This window comes from Cellulomonas sp. S1-8, assembly GCF_026184235.1.
GTDB lineage: Bacteria > Actinomycetota > Actinomycetes > Actinomycetales > Cellulomonadaceae > Cellulomonas.
In genome coordinates this window covers 2,832,739-2,846,059 of record NZ_CP110806.1, presented here as the reverse complement: position 1 = coordinate 2,846,059, position 13,321 = coordinate 2,832,739, and the positions used below count along the sequence as shown (strand labels likewise).

At 75.7% G+C, this 13,321-nt stretch carries 11 protein-coding genes; 6 read left to right on the top strand and 5 right to left on the bottom strand.

What is annotated here, in order from left to right:
* Nucleotides 1-101: 101 nt before the first annotated feature.
* The 4 genes from OKX07_RS12755 to OKX07_RS12740 all read right to left on the bottom strand — a co-directional run bounded on the left by OKX07_RS12755 (nucleotide 102) and on the right by OKX07_RS12740 (nucleotide 5,725).
* Nucleotides 102-2,690 carry an ABC transporter permease gene (locus OKX07_RS12755; RefSeq protein WP_265628439.1) on the bottom strand — a complete coding sequence of 863 codons (2,589 nt, stop codon included), beginning with the start codon at nucleotides 2,688-2,690 and terminating at the stop codon, nucleotides 102-104.
* Nucleotides 2,690-3,535, bottom strand: a complete 846-nt coding sequence (locus OKX07_RS12750) for an ABC transporter ATP-binding protein (protein ID WP_265628438.1) — start codon at nucleotides 3,533-3,535, stop codon at nucleotides 2,690-2,692. The genes OKX07_RS12755 and OKX07_RS12750 overlap by 1 nt, the downstream gene beginning before the upstream one ends.
* Nucleotides 3,536-3,680: 145 nt before the next feature.
* The gene (locus tag OKX07_RS12745; protein ID WP_265628437.1) at nucleotides 3,681-4,415 is read right to left on the bottom strand and encodes a response regulator; all 735 of its coding nucleotides are present in this window, start codon (nucleotides 4,413-4,415) and stop codon (nucleotides 3,681-3,683) included.
* Nucleotides 4,412-5,725: a sensor histidine kinase gene (locus OKX07_RS12740; RefSeq protein WP_265628436.1), complete on the bottom strand. Its 1,314-nt coding sequence runs from the start codon at nucleotides 5,723-5,725 to the stop codon at nucleotides 4,412-4,414. Before OKX07_RS12740 ends, OKX07_RS12745 begins: the two co-directional genes overlap by 4 nt.
* Before the next feature lie 162 nt (nucleotides 5,726-5,887).
* Here OKX07_RS12740 and OKX07_RS12735 point away from each other — a divergent pair, with 162 nt between their 5' ends.
* The 6 genes from OKX07_RS12735 to OKX07_RS12710 all read left to right on the top strand — a co-directional run bounded on the left by OKX07_RS12735 (nucleotide 5,888) and on the right by OKX07_RS12710 (nucleotide 12,290).
* The gene (locus OKX07_RS12735; RefSeq protein ID WP_265628435.1) at nucleotides 5,888-6,625 is read left to right on the top strand and encodes a response regulator transcription factor; all 738 of its coding nucleotides are present in this window, start codon (nucleotides 5,888-5,890) and stop codon (nucleotides 6,623-6,625) included.
* A gap of 3 nt (nucleotides 6,626-6,628) precedes the next feature.
* Nucleotides 6,629-7,948, top strand: coding sequence for an ATP-binding protein (locus tag OKX07_RS12730; RefSeq protein WP_265628434.1), 1,320 nt, complete (start codon nucleotides 6,629-6,631; stop codon nucleotides 7,946-7,948).
* A gap of 97 nt (nucleotides 7,949-8,045) precedes the next feature.
* Entirely contained in the window at nucleotides 8,046-9,239 is a 1,194-nt protein-coding gene (manA, locus tag OKX07_RS12725; protein WP_265628433.1) for a mannose-6-phosphate isomerase, class I, read from the top strand.
* Between the two features lie 49 nt (nucleotides 9,240-9,288).
* Nucleotides 9,289-10,479 carry a 5-(carboxyamino)imidazole ribonucleotide synthase gene (locus OKX07_RS12720; protein WP_265628432.1) on the top strand — a complete coding sequence of 397 codons (1,191 nt, stop codon included), beginning with the start codon at nucleotides 9,289-9,291 and terminating at the stop codon, nucleotides 10,477-10,479.
* Nucleotides 10,476-11,024, top strand: coding sequence for a 5-(carboxyamino)imidazole ribonucleotide mutase (gene purE, locus OKX07_RS12715; protein ID WP_265628431.1), 549 nt, complete (start codon nucleotides 10,476-10,478; stop codon nucleotides 11,022-11,024). The genes OKX07_RS12720 and purE overlap by 4 nt, the downstream gene beginning before the upstream one ends.
* 54 nt (nucleotides 11,025-11,078) lie before the next feature.
* A complete protein-coding gene (locus OKX07_RS12710) occupies nucleotides 11,079-12,290 on the top strand; it encodes an acyltransferase family protein (RefSeq protein WP_265628430.1) in 1,212 nt (403 codons plus the stop codon).
* Here the strand turns inward: OKX07_RS12710 and OKX07_RS12705 are convergent.
* Nucleotides 12,229-13,239, bottom strand: a complete 1,011-nt coding sequence (locus OKX07_RS12705) for an LCP family protein (protein ID WP_265628429.1) — start codon at nucleotides 13,237-13,239, stop codon at nucleotides 12,229-12,231. The two genes, OKX07_RS12710 and OKX07_RS12705, sit on opposite strands and share 62 nt — an antisense overlap.
* Nucleotides 13,240-13,321 lie beyond the last annotated feature (82 nt).

Here is a 13,321-nt window from a genome sequence, read left to right as displayed (position 1 = left end):
GACCCGGGGCCGGGAGGTGTGCGTGACACCTCCCGGCCCCGGGGCTGTGGTCGGCTCGACGGTACGGCGGGCCCTCCTCCGCGCCGGACCGCGGCCGTGGTTCAGTCGACGCCGAGCGCCGCGACCGGGGGGGTCCGCGCCGCGGCACGCGCCGGCAGCGCCGAGGCCACCAGGCCCGCGAGCAGCGCCACGACCAGCACCGCCCCCACGTGCAGCCACGGGACGGTCAGGCGCACGTCGCCGAGCGTCCCGAACACCGTGGCCGCGCCCGCCCAGCCGTACAGCAGGCCCAGCACCGTGCCGATCAGCGCGCCGACGCCGGCGATGAGCATGCCCTCGGTCGCCAGCATCCACCGCAGGCCACGGCGGGACAGGCCCACCGCCCGCAGCGTCGCGGACTCGCGGCGACGCTCGATCACCGACAGCGACAGCGTGTTCGCGACGCCGATCAGGGCGATGACCACGGCCACCCCCAGCAGGCCGATGACGATGGCGAGCATCACGTCGATGACCTGCTCGTCGCCCTGCCGCTGCGCCGCGGCGCTGGTGACCTGCACCGAGTCGCTCGCCACGACGTCCTGGACGTCCTGCAGCGCGACCATGGCGTCGGCGTCGGCCCGCAGCCGGACCAGCAGCGCGGTCCCGGTGTCGGGCAGCCCCAACGCGTCGGCCGCCTGAGTCGTCAGCAGCGTCAGGTCGGACGCGCGCGGGAGCACCTCGAGCTCGGCGGTCTCCTCCCCGACGACGTCCATGCGGGTCACCTCGCCCGACCACCAGTCCGGCACGACGCTGCGCCCCGCCACCAGCGCGTCCGCCGCGACGTCGTCGCGCACGACCCCCGCGTCCGCCGGGTCGACGACCAGCACGTCGACGACGTCGCCCTGGGCGTTCTCGACGAGGGCGGACCGCGCCGGGACGACCGTCTCGACCGCGTCGAGCGCGGCGACGTCCTCGCCGATGCCCTGCGCGAGCGGCTCGCTCTGCGCGCTCACGACGACCAGGTCCACCGGTCCCCGCTCGTCCATCTCGCGGGCCAGCGACTCCTGCGCCGAGACGGCGCCCGTGCTCATCATCACGACGAGCGTGACGCCGATGACCAGCGCGGTGCTCGTCGCCGACGTCCGGCGCGGGTTGCGCACCGTGTTGGCGGCGGCGAGCCGGGCGCTCGTGCTGATCCTGGCGACGGGCCGGCCCACGGCCGACACGACGTTCGGGATCCACAGCGGCGCCCCCACGAGCAGCCCGACGAAGGACGTCGCACCCCCCAGGACGCTGACGGCGAGCGGCAGCATGGCGTCCACCGCGACACCCGCCCGTGCCAGCGCGACGCCACCGACGAGGGCCGCGACCCCACCGACCACCAGGAGCAGGGAGAACGCGAGGCGGACCCTGCCGGGCCGGGCGTGCACGGTCGGTGCGTCGGCGGGGCGCAGCGCGGCCACGGGTGACACCCGGGTCGCCGCGCGCGCCGGCACCAGGGCGGCCCCGACGGTCACCGCGGCGGCGACCAGCACGGGGATCAGGACGTTGCCGATCGTGGGCTGCACGACCGTGGGCAGCGGCACGCCGTCCTGCGTGCGTGCCAACACGCTGAGGGCGACCTGCACGAGGGCCAGCCCGACCACGACGCCCGCCAGGCCCGCCGCGAGACCGAGGATCCCGGCCTCCAGCAGGACCGAGCTGCGCAGCTGGCTGCGCCGGGCCCCCACGCAGCGCAGCAGCGCCAGCATCCGTGTGCGCTGCGCGACGATCACCTGGAAGGTGTTCGCGATGACCAGCGCGGCGACGAGCAGGGCGACCGCCGCGAAGCCGAGCACGAGCATCACGATGAGGTTGCCGCTGCCGAACTCCTCGACGGCGACCGCCGCGGCCTCGTCGCGGGTCACGACCTCGGAACCGGCCAGCGCCTGCGTCAGCGCGGCGCGCACGGTCTCGACGTCCCCGTCGACGGCCACGAGCATGCTCTGCACGCCGAGGCCGTCGAGGTCCGGCGCACCCGACCAGCTCACGACCGCGTCGGTGGTCGCCAGCCCCGCCCCGCCGTAGCGCGACCACGCGCCCCGCGGGTCCTCGACGATCCCGACGAGCTGCACGTCCTGCGACATCTCGGTGGCGGTCGACCCACCGTCGTCCGTCGTCATGGGGTCGCCGTCGGAGTTGTCCGCCGCGACGCCCTCGTCGGGTGCCGCGGGGGAGTCGGTGGACCCCTCGTCCGGCACCTCGTCCGGCCAGACCGTCCACGTGGCCTGGATCGTGTCACCCACTCCGACGCCGAGGCGTTCCGCCGACGTCGCGGGCAGCGCCACCTCGTCCTGCGCCGCGGGCGCGCGGCCCTCGACGACCTCGAGCGAGCCGAGCGACGAGTCGGAGGGCACGGGCACGAGCGTCTGGGACACGCTGCGGCGGCCGCTCTCGAACGAACCCCATCCCACCAGGAAGGGGTCGGCGCTCGCCACCCCCGGCGTCCCTCGCGTGGTCTCCAGGACGTCCGACAGCGCGCCGTCGATCGGCATGACGACGAGGTCGGCGTCGCCGTAGGACGCCGTGACCGCGTCGTACCCGCCGCGCGTGATGACGTCGCCGGCGGTGAGCGTCGCGGTGAGGAACGCCGAGCCGAGCAGGATGGCCAGGCCCGCCGCGAGCAGCCGGGGCAGGCTGCGCCGCATCTGGGCGAGGGTGAGCCGCAGCATCAGCGCAGACCCCCCGTGCTCGTCGCGCCGACGACCGGGACCGCGCCCGTCGGGGTGCCCGCCGGCGCCTCGAGGACCCGCAGACCCTCCAGGCCCGCGAGCACCGACTCCGGCGTCGGGTCGGCGATGTCGCCGGCGATGCGCCCGTCGGCCAGCAGCAGCACGCGGTCCGCGTACGCGGCCGCCGTCGGGTCGTGCGTGACCATGATGATCGTGCGCCCCAGCTCGCGCACCGAGCGGCGCAGGAAGCTGAGCACCTCGGCGCCAGAGCGCGAGTCGAGGTTGCCGGTCGGCTCGTCGGCGAAGACGACCTCGGGCTGGGCGATGAGCGCCCGGGCGATCGCGACGCGCTGCTGCTGCCCGCCGGACAGCTCGCTCGGGCGGTGCGTCAGGCGGTCCCGCAGGCCCAGGGTCGTGACCAGCGTGTCGAACCAGGCCTGGTCCGGGGCGCGGCCCGCCAGGTCCAGGGGCAGCACCACGTTCTGCTCCGCGGTGAGCATGGGCAGCAGGTTGAAGGACTGGAAGACGAAGCCGACGCGGTCACGGCGCAGCCGCGTCAACGCGTCGTCGTCGAGCGACGTGATCTCCGTCGACCCGAGGTGCACCGTGCCCGACGTCGCGTCGTCGAGGCCGGCGAGCAGGTGCATGAGCGTCGACTTGCCCGAGCCGGACGGGCCCATGATCGCGGTGAACGCACCGGACGCGAAGTCCACGTCGACCCCGTCGAGCGCGCGGACCGCGGCAGGGCCGGACCCGTACACCTTGGTCAGCGCGCGGGCGCGGGACGCGGGTGCCGGGTCGTCGACCGGTGCCCGGTCGGGGGTGCGGGGGGCGGTGGTGTCCAACGGGTGCTCCTGTCTCGGGGTGTGCCCCCAGCCTCGCCCCCGCCCCGCCGCGACGCGTCCCGCCGTGGGTGGGTCCCGCCGCCGGGCGGGTCATCCCGTGGCCGCACGCGCCCCGGGGGTCACGCCGCCCCCGGGTGGGTCCGGCTCAGGACCCCGGGCGGACCAGGCCGGCCTCGTACGCGACGACGACCGCCTGCACGCGGTCGCGCGCGCCCAGCTTGGCCAGGATGCGACCGACGTGCGTCTTGACGGTCGCCTCGGCGACGAACAGGTCCTGCCCGATCTCGGTGTTCGAGCGGCCGCGCGCCATGAGCACCAGGACCTCGCGCTCGCGGTCCGTGAGCTGCTCGACCGCCTGGCGCGCGGGGAACCCGGCCGCGGAGGGCTCGTCGTCGGGCAGGGCCGTGACCAGGTGCTCGAGGAGCCTGCGGGTGCTCGACGGCGCGATGACGGCGTCGCCGCGGTGCACCGTGCGGATCGCGGCGAGCATCTCCTCCGGTGGTGCGTCCTTCAGCAGGAACCCGCTCGCGCCGGCACGGATCGCCGCCAGCACGTACTCGTCGAGGTCGAACGTCGTCAGGACGATGACCTTCGGGGCGGGCGCCTCGGGTGTCGCGCGCGACACGATCCGCTCGGTCGCCTCGAGGCCGTCCATGGTCGGCATGCGCACGTCCATGAGCACGATGTCGACGTGCCCCGTGGCGGTGCGCGCCGCGGGGTCGAGGGCACGGACCGCCTGCGCGCCGTCGCCGGCCTCGACCACGACCTGCAGGTCGGGCTGCGAGTCGATGACCATGCGGAAGCCGGCACGGACGAGCTGCTGGTCGTCGACGAGGGCGACGCGGATGGTCGCGCCGGGGTCGGGGGTAGGGGTGCTCACGAGGACGATCCTCCCGCAGGTCGGGTGTCGGTCCGCGGCGGGGTCCCCGCGGCCGCGTCGGCGCCGGGCGTCGGCAGGGTGGCGCGGACGCGGAACCCGCCGCCGGGGCGCGGCCCGGCCGTCACCGTGCCGCCGAACATCGCGGCGCGCTCGCGCATCCCCACGAGCCCCTGACCGAGCCCGTCGGCGTCGGCGGCCGCGCCGCGCCCGTCGTCGCTCACCTCGAGGACCACGGAGGTCGGCAGCCACTGCAGCAGGACGGTGACCCCCGGGTCGGGGCCGGCGTGCTTGAGGACGTTCGTCAACGACTCCTGCGCGATGCGGTACACCGTCAGCCCGGCACCCGGGGGCAGGTTGCGGGGCGTGCCCAGGCGCACGGACGACACGCGCAGCCCGCTGGCGCGCACCTGGGCGACGAGGTGCTCGACGTCCTCGACCGCCGGCTGCGGGGACGTCGTCGCGACGGTGCCCGTGGTCGTGGCGGCGTGGGACGTCGCGCGCAGGACGCCCGGCGCGGAGCCGGGCGCACCGGCCCCCGGCGCCTCGCGCAGGACGCCCAGCAGGCGGCGCATGTCGGTGAGCGCGGCACGGCCCGTCTCGGCGATCGTGCCGAGCGACCGCGTCGCGGCGTCGGGGTCCTGCGCCGAGGCGTACCGGCCCCCGTCGGCCTGCGCGATGATCACCGACAGGCTGTGGGCGACGATGTCGTGCATCTCGCGCGCGATGCGGGAGCGCTCGGCGGCCGTCGCGATGATCGCCTGCTGGTCCCGCTCGACCTCCAGCCGGTGCGTGCGGTCGACGAGCGCCTCGAGGTGGTCGCGTCGGCTGCGCCGCACGAGCCCGAACGCCCAGGCGACGAGGAAGATGCTGGAGATCAGCAGGGCCACCAGGGCGGCCCCGAGCAGGTCGAAGGGCAGCGCCAGGACCGCGGCCACGAGCAGCGAGCCGACGATCGCCCCGGCGAGGCCCACACGGTGGGCCCACCGCGGCCCGTGCAGCGCCACCGAGTAGAGCGCGAACGGGACGACGACGTCGACGGGCAGCAGCGGCTGCCCGCCCAGCACGTGCAGCAGCGCGCAGGTGTAGACGATCGCGATCGAGGCGGCGGGGCGGGTGCGTCGCCAGGCCAGGGGTGCGACGACGCCGAGCACGCACAGCGCGAGCACGGGGGCGCGCAGCCCCGACGCGGTGCTGCCCATCGCCGCGATGGACACCGGGACGAGCACGAGGGTCAGCAGGACCGTGAGGGTCACGTCCACGCCCTGCCGGTGGGTGTCCTCCCACTGCCACATCCGGTCCCACCACGACATCCCCCGAGCGTAGGCGCGGGCGCGCGGCGCGGCGTGCACCCGCGGTCGGAGCCGTGCACCGGTCCGTGTCCACCCCGGGGCGCACACGGCGCAGGCAACGATCGCGACACGACGGGTCCGAGGTCTGGCGGGGTGGGGGAGTTCGTGACCTAACATGGCCCGATGACCCAGGTGCTGCTGGCGGAGGACGACCCCGCGATTGCCGAGCCTTTGGCGCGGGCGCTCGGGCGTGAAGGTTACGACGTGCGCGTGCAAGGTACGGGTCAAGGAGCGATCGACGGCGCCTCCACCGCGGACCTCGTGGTCCTCGACCTGGGCCTGCCCGACATGGACGGCCTCGACGTCGCCCGCGCGATCCGCAGCATGGGCCTGACGACGCCCGTGCTGGTCCTCACGGCGCGCGCCGACGAGGTCGACCTCGTCGTCGGCCTCGACGCCGGCGCCGACGACTACGTCACCAAGCCGTTCCGGCTGGCCGAGCTCCTCGCCCGGGTGCGGGCGCTGCTGCGGCGCACGGTCGGCGACCCGGCCGACGAGGACGAGCTGCACGCGCAGAACGTCCGCGTCGACGTCGCGGCCCACCGTGCGTTCCAGGGGGAGCGCGAGCTGCACCTGACCGCCAAGGAGTTCGACCTGCTGCGCGTGCTCGTCGCAGCGGCGGGCACGGTCGTCGCGCGCGAGACGCTGATGCGTGAGGTCTGGGGCTCGGACCCGACGGGGTCGACCAAGACGCTGGACATGCACGTGTCGTGGCTGCGCCGCAAGCTCGGTGACGACGCCAACGCCCCGCGGTACATCACCACGGTGCGGGGCATGGGGTTCCGGTTCGAGACCGGGAGCGCCGCCGACGCCGCGTCCGCTGCGCCCGCCGCGGCCGCGGGTCCGCTCGACCGGGTCTGACGCGTGCGCCGTCGCGTCCTGCAGGCGACGATCGCCGCCGTCACGGTCGCGGTCGTCCTGCTGGGGTTCCCGCTCGCGTTCCTGGGTGCGCAGCTCGTCCGCGAGAACGAGCTGCGCGGCCTGGAGATCCGGGCCGAGTCGGTGGCGCGCACCGTCGACTTCCGGGTCGAGCAGGAGATCGCGCTGTCCGACCGCATGCTCGAGCCCTACGTGGGCGGTGACGGCGAGCTCGGGGCGACGGTCGTGGTCCGCACCCCCGACGGCGAGACGTACCGCGCCGGGCCGACGGTCGACGAACGCCGCGTCACGGTCCAGACCACGACGGACACCGCCGCCACCGTGCTGCTCTACGTCCCGTGGTGGGACGTCTTCTGGCTGTCCACGCAGGTCATCGGCCTGGTGGTCGTCGCCGCCGTCGTGGCGTTCGCGGCGGGCATCGCGATGGCGATCTGGCAGGCGAACCGGCTGGCCGCACCGCTGGTCTACCTCGCGGCGTCCGCGGAGCAGCTCGGGTCGGGTCAGGTCCGTCCCCAGCTCGAACCGTCCGGCGTCGAGGAGATCGACCTCGTGGCCGCCGAGCTCGCCCGCAGCGCGGACCGGATGGCGGGCCGCCTCGCAGCCGAGCGGCAGTTCGCGTCCGACGCCTCGCACCAGCTCCGGACGCCGCTGACCGCGCTGTCGATGCGGCTCGAGGAGATCATGCTGGCCGCCGGCGAGGAAGAGGTGCGCGAGGAGGCCCGGATCGCGCTCGAGCAGGTCGAGCGGCTCGTGCGCGTCGTCGACGACCTGCTGGCCGGGTCGAGGCGGGCCCAGGGCGGCACGACCGAGGCGGTCCTGCTGCAGGAGGTCGTGCACCAGCAGGAGGAGGAGTGGGCACCGACGTTCGCCGCGGCGGGTCGGCGCCTGGTCGTCGACGTCGACCCGTCCACCCAGGTCCTGGCCACGCCCGGTGCGCTCGCCCAGGTCCTCGCGACGCTCATCGAGAACTCCCTCAAGCACGGCGCCGGCACCACGACCGTGCGCTCGCGCGCGGGCGGGTCGTCGCGCGCCGTGGTCGTCGAGGTCGGCGACGAGGGGCCGGGCGTGCCCGACGACATCGCCCCGCGCATCTTCGAGCGCGACGTGACGTCGGGCGCGGGCACCGGGCTGGGGCTCGCGCTCGCCCGCAACCTGGCGAACGCCGACGGCGGGCGCCTGGAGCTCGCGCAGCGTCGACCGGCCGTGTTCGCGCTGTTCCTGTCCGGGGTCCCGGCATCCCTGCGGCCGGACGTCGTGCTGCCGCGTGGCGCGGTGATCTCGGTGCGCCGCGAGCGCTGGTGGTGAGCAGGGGATGAAAACGTCCAAACCGGTCATGGGATGTTCATCTGCCGGTTAGGCTGCCGACCGGGAGCCGGTGCCCCACCGGGTCGGGGAGGAAAGCGTGCAGGGTCTCGAGCCGACGTTCCAGCCGTACGACTGGGGGTCCTCGACCGCCATCCCCGACCTCCTGGGTCTGCCCTCGGACGACCGGCCGGTCGCCGAGGCGTGGTACGGCGGCCACCCGTCGTCGTCCTCGCGGCTGTCGGGACCGGGCCACGAGTCGTTGCACACCGCGATCACGCGCGACCCGGGCCCGTTCCTGGGCGCCGACGTCGCCTCCCGGTTCGGCACGCAGCTGCCGTTCCTGCTCAAGCTGATCGCCGCGGCCCGCCCGCTGTCCCTGCAGGTGCACCCCAGCGTCGACCTGGCCCGCGACGGGTACGAGCGCGAGGACGAGCGCGGGGTCGCGCTGGACCACCCGCAGCGCTCGTACCGGGACCGCAACCACAAGCCCGAGCTGGTCTACGCGCTGTCGACGTTCGAGGCGCTCGTCGGCTTCCGCGCGCCGCGGCGCACCGCCGAGATCCTGCGAGGGCTCGAGCACCCCGTCGCGCGCCACCTGCACAAGACCGTGACCGCCGACCCCAGCCCGTCCGGCGTGCAGGAGGCCTTCACACGGCTCGTGGGCGAGACGACCCGCCCGACGCCGACGGAGGTCGCCGAGCTCGCGGACGAGTTCCGCGAGCGGCTGCGGACGGGCTCGCCGTCACCGCGGACCGACCGGGCGGTCGACCTCCTGGAGCGCGCCTACCCCGGCGACCCCGGAGCCGTCACCGCGGTCCTGCTCAACCCGGTGACGCTGCGTCCCGGTGAGGCGCTGTTCGTGCCCGCCGGCGCGGTGCACGCCTACCTGGGCGGCTTCGCCGTCGAGATCATGGCGAACTCCGACAACGTCCTGCGGGCGGGCCTGACGTCGAAGCACGTCGACGTCCCCGAGCTGCTGCGCGCGGTCGACTGCGTCGCCGCCCCCCCGATCCGGATCGCCCCCGAGCACGTCTACGACGCGACCGACGTCTACTACGTCCCGGTCGACGACTTCGAGCTCTCGGTGACCCGCGTGACCGGGTCGGGACCGTGCCGCCTGCCGAGCACCGGCCCGCGCGTCGTGCTGTGCCTCGAGGGCGAGGTGCGGCTGCGCGCGTCGACGGGCGCGGAGATCGCGCTCGCGGCAGGCCAGGCCGGGTTCGTCGCCGCGGCCGACGGCGCGCTGTCCGTCACGGGCCGCGGACGCCTGGTCCAGGCCTCCGTCCCGTGAGGCGAGCCGGTCCCGGACGGGTGCGCGTCACCGGCTAGGCTCGGCGCCCGTGACACCTCCGATCGTGGCCGTCGTCGGCGGCGGGCAGCTGGCCCGCATGATGGCCGGCCCCGCGACCGCGCTCGGCCTGCACCTGCGGGTGCTCGCCGAGGCCCCCGACGCCCCCGCCGCGCAGGCCGTCGCGGACGCGCCGGTCGGGGCGGCGTCCGACGTCGCCGCGGTCCTCGCGCTCGTCGACGGGGCCGACGTCCTGACCTTCGAGCACGAGCACGTCCCCGCCGCGGTCCTCGACGCCGTGACCGCGCGTGGCGTGCCGGTGCACCCCGGCCCCGCCGCGCTCGTGCACGCGCAGGACAAGGCCGTCATGCGCCGGCGGCTCGGCGCGCTCGGGGTCCCCTGCCCCCGGTGGGCACCGGTCGCCGACCTCGCGGCCCTCGAGGAGTTCCGGGCGACGACCGGTGGCACGGCGGTGGTCAAGACCACGCGGGGCGGCTACGACGGCAAGGGGGTGCGCGTCGTGCGGTCGGGCGCCCTGCCCGACGACGTCCTGGCCTGGTGCGCCGACGCCGCGGCCGGGACCGGTCCCGCGCTGCTGGTCGAGGAGCTGGTGCCGTTCACGCGTGAGCTCGCGGTCCTGGTCGCGCGCACGCCGTCCGGGCGCACCGCGGTGTGGCCGGTGGCGGAGTCGGTGCAGCGCGACGGCGTGTGCGCCGAGGTCGTCGCCCCGGCGCCCGCGCTCGACCCGGCGACCGCGGCGCAGGCCGAGCAGGTCGCCCGCACCGTCGCCGACGGTCTGGGCGTCACGGGGGTCCTCGCGGTCGAGCTGTTCGAGGTGCCGGACCCGGACGGCGGCGCGCCGCGCGTGCTCGTCAACGAGCTCGCGATGCGGCCCCACAACTCCGGGCACTGGACGATCGACGGCGCGGTGACCAGCCAGTTCGAGCAGCACCTGCGGGCGGTGCTCGACCTGCCGCTCGGCGCCGTCACCCCCGTGGCACGGTGGACCGTCATGGCCAACGTCCTGGGCAGCACGCTCGACGACCCGACCGACGCGCTGCCCGCCGTGCTCGGCGCGGACCCCGGCGCCAAGGTGCACCTGTACGGCAAGGCGGTGCGCCCGGGCCGCAAGCTCGGTCACGTCACCGTGTCCGGGGACGACCTGGACGACGTCCGTGCCCGGGCGCGCGCCGCTGCGGCGCGGCTGCGCGGCGAGACCATCGACGACGGAGGCACGAGATGAGCAGCTCCCCGACCGGCGGCCCCGTCGTCGGCATCGTCATGGGGTCGGACTCCGACTGGCCCGTCATGCAGGCCGCGGCCGACGCGCTCGCGGAGTTCGGGGTGCCCGTCGAGGTCGACGTCGTCTCCGCGCACCGGCAGCCCGACAAGATGGTCGCGTACGGTCGCGCGGCCGCCGACCGAGGACTGCGCGTGATCGTCGCCGGTGCCGGGGGAGCGGCCCACCTGCCGGGCATGCTCGCCGCCGTCACGCCGCTGCCCGTCGTGGGCGTGCCCGTGCCGCTCGCGCACCTCGACGGCATGGACTCCCTGCTGTCGATCGTGCAGATGCCCGCGGGCGTGCCCGTGGCGACCGTGTCCGTCGGCGGTGCGCGCAACGCCGGGCTGCTCGCGGTGCGCATCCTCGCGTCCGGCGAGGGCGCGCAGGCCGCACGGCTGCGGAGCGCGATGCTCGCGTTCCAGGACGGGCTGCGGGAGCAGGCGGACGCCAAGGGCGAGCGCCTGCGCGCCCGGGCGAGCGCCCCGCCCACGGGGTTCACCGCCTGACGACCGCCGGTCGCTCGACCTGCGGCGCACCGCGGCGCGACCTACGGTCGGCGGGTGCCCCCCGAGCCCCCGGCGCCCGACCCGACCGTCGTCGCCGGCCCGGCGTCGCGTCTCGTCGCGATCGACGCGCTGCGCCTGGCCGCCGCGGTGGGCGTGCTCGTCTACCACTTCACGGCGCGGCGCTCGTCGGCGTGGGGCCAGGACCAGGACGCGCTGATCGCGCCCGCCGTCGCCGCCTGGGCCTCCTACGGGTCGCTCGGTCCCGAGCTCTTCTTCGTCATCTCCGGCTTCGTCATCCTCATGACGGCCTGGGGACGCACCACGGCCGCCGTCGTCGCGTCCCGCATCGGCCGCCTGTACCCGTCGTACTGGGTGGCGGTGCTCCTCACCGGCTTCCTGCTGCTCGTGGTGTGGCCCGAGGGCAAGGAGGTCACGGTCGGGCAGGTGGCCGTGAACCTCACGATGCTGCAGTCGCTCGTCGGCGTCGAGCACGTCGACGGCGTGTACTGGACGCTGTGGACCGAGCTGCGGTTCTACCTGCTCGTCGGTGTGCTCGTCCTCGTCGGCGTCACCCGCCGCCGCGTCCTGGCGGTGGCGCTGGTGTGGCCCGTCCTCGCGCTGCTCGTCGAGCGCGCGGGCGCCGACGACCTCGCGCACCTCCTCGTCAGCGACTACGCCCCGCTGTTCGCCGCCGGCATGGCGCTGTACGTGCTGCGCCGCGAGGGGCACGCGGTGCTGCCCTGGCTGGTCGTCGCCGTGAACACCGCGCTCGCGGTCGCGATCCGCGTGCCCCCCACGGTGTCGGGGCTCGAGCGCGTGACCGGGGTGAGCCCGTCGCACGTCGGCCTCGGGATCGCGCTCGCGTCGTGCGTCGTGCTGGTGGCGCTCGCCGCGTTCGTGCCGCTGCCGGCGCTCGACCGGCCGTGGGTCGTCGCGGCGGCCGCCCTGACGTACCCCGTGTACCTCGTCCACCAGTACTGGGGCCTGTGGGTGATCTCGCTGGTCGTCGACCACGTCCCGGCAGCGGTCGCGGTGCTCGCCGCCGTCGCCGCGTCGTTCGCGCTGGCGTGGTGCGTCCACCGGGCCGTCGAGGCGCCGTACGCACCGGCGCTGCGCCGCCGCACCGAGCGCGCGCTCACGCGTGCGCGCGACCGGCTGCTGGACCGCGTCAACGCGGGACCCCGGGTGCTGGACGCGGCGGAGGCTACGCCCCCGGGACCCCACCCACCGGTCCCGGCGGCAGGGAGCCGTCCCGGATCGACGTGAAGAAGCCCGGCGCCAGGTCCGGGTCGAGCAGCACCGTGGAGCCGATGTCGCCCGGCCGGTGGTCCATGCTCGCGATCGGCGGCGTGCCCGTGATCCCGCCCTCGCCGTTGGCGTCGCGGAACGCCATCGCGAGGCGGGCGACGTCGAGCACCCCCGCGTCCTCGTCGAACGTCAGCGCACCCGTACCGGCCCCCACGAGGGCGACCTGGGCCCCGGGGTTCAGCACGAGCGAGCGCGGGCTGACCTTCCCCATGACGGCGCCGATGAGCTGCCGCTGCCGCTGCGCCCGCCCCACGTCACCCAGCAGGTCCGCCTTGCGCATGCGCGCGAACGCGAGAGCCGCCGTGCCGTCGACGTCGTGGCACCCGGCGGTCCACACCATGCCGGAGTCCGGGTCGTCCACGTCGCCGTCGTAGCAGAGGTTGACCCCGCCGACGGCGTCGACGAGGTGGGCGACGCCGCCCATGCCGATCTCGGCGTAGTGGTCCACGGTGAGCCCGGTCAGGCCCTCCACGGTCTGCACCAGCAACGGTGCACCGCCCCAGGCGAACGCCGAGTTGAGCTTCGACCCCCCGTGGCCGGGCACGTCCACGTACGTGTCGCGCGGCAGCGAGACGAGCGCGGTCGGCCCGCTCGCGGGGACGTGCAGCAGCAGGATCGTGTCCGTGCGGTGGCCCTCGGTGCCGTCCTCGGCGATCCCGCCCTCCTCGCCGCGGGCGTCGGATCCTGCCAGCAGGTAGGTGGTGCCGTCCGTCCCGGCCGCGCCGGACAGGGCCGGGGTGTGCTGCAGCAGCCCGTTCGCCCAGATCAGCAGCCCGACGGGCCACGCCACGAGCGCGACGAGGACGAGGACGGCGACGATCCCCGCGATGCGCGCCCGCCGGGGGCGCCACCCGCCGGGGGTGCCGGCGCCGGGGGTGCCGGTGTCGGGCTCCCCGCTCCGCGGCACGGTGGGAGCGCCCGCGGCGGTGCGGACGCCCGCGGCGGCGCGGACGCCCGCGGGACGCGGGCCTGCCTGCCGGGGTGCCGTC

Excerpts from the sequence above, each read along its gene's own strand:
- OKX07_RS12735 (WP_265628435.1), top strand. The coding sequence starts at position 5,888 with ATGACCCAGGTGCTGCTGGCGGAGGACGACCCCGCGATTGCCGAGCCT.
- OKX07_RS12740 (WP_265628436.1), bottom strand. The coding sequence starts at position 5,725 with ATGTCGTGGTGGGACCGGATGTGGCAGTGGGAGGACACCCACCGGCAG.
- purE (WP_265628431.1), top strand. The coding sequence starts at position 10,476 with ATGAGCAGCTCCCCGACCGGCGGCCCCGTCGTCGGCATCGTCATGGGG.
- OKX07_RS12755 (WP_265628439.1), bottom strand. The coding sequence starts at position 2,690 with ATGCTGCGGCTCACCCTCGCCCAGATGCGGCGCAGCCTGCCCCGGCTG.